An 823-nucleotide genomic window follows, 5' to 3' on the forward strand; every position below is an offset into this window, starting at 1 on the left:
ATCGACAACCCTCTGCGCTTCCAGGGTCAGTATTTCGATGCCGAGACGGGATTACATTACAACCGGCACCGCTACTACAATCCCAGCACCGGACGGTTTTTGACACCGGATCCGATCAAGCTTGCGGGTGGATTGAACAACTATCAGTATGTGCCTAACCCTACGGGGTGGGTGGATCCGTTGGGGCTCGATAATTGCCCAGAGGGTAATGGGTGCAAGCCTCCAAGTGGACTTGAGGCACCAGAAAATGGCGCAAAGGTCAGCGAAGGCGCTCCTGATGTCCCTGGACCCGAGAGTGGTAAAAATCCAAAGTTCTTTAAAACCGAAACCACATGGAAAGCAAGCGGTAAAGGCACCGGTAACGAATATAAGGTTTTCCAACAGGATATTGACTGGGATTTAGAGCACAAGGGCATGTCGAACTTAGACAGAGCAAAAGAAGGCGGTGCCCCTTACATAATGAAAGATGGGGTTCCTCAACAGCTACAGCTCCATCACTCAAGGCAGAACGGAAAGGGACCGCTTTTTGAGTTGAGTCGCAAGACACACCTTACGACTCTCAAAGGTAAAGGCCGGGAAGCGGTTCATCCCTATGGCCACAATCAACATCCAGATGAGCCTGTAAACAGGGAACTCTTCAAGAAAGAAGTCCCGCAATATTGGAAAGACCGTGCAGCGGAGGCCGCAAAATGATACCGACCAAATTAAAATTACTAATTGAAAATCAGCCGGGCAATACCCTTCGAACAGACAAGCAATCAGTTACCGAGGCTTTAAAACAGCTAAACATAGACATAAATAGCGAACTCGCAGAGTTTTTTTT

The 823-nt window shown here is 48.6% G+C and carries 1 protein-coding gene; it reads left to right on the forward strand.

Annotated elements, in window-relative coordinates; genetic code table 11:
* The coding region (locus tag BK660_RS29995) for an RHS repeat-associated core domain-containing protein (RefSeq protein ID WP_311202917.1) at positions 1 to 693 on the forward strand (693 nt) is incomplete at its 5' end.
* Between the last annotated feature and the right edge of the window lie 130 nt (positions 694 to 823).

Origin of the sequence: Pseudomonas brassicacearum (assembly GCF_003732265.1) — a bacterium.
GTDB lineage: Bacteria > Pseudomonadota > Gammaproteobacteria > Pseudomonadales > Pseudomonadaceae > Aquipseudomonas > Aquipseudomonas brassicacearum_D.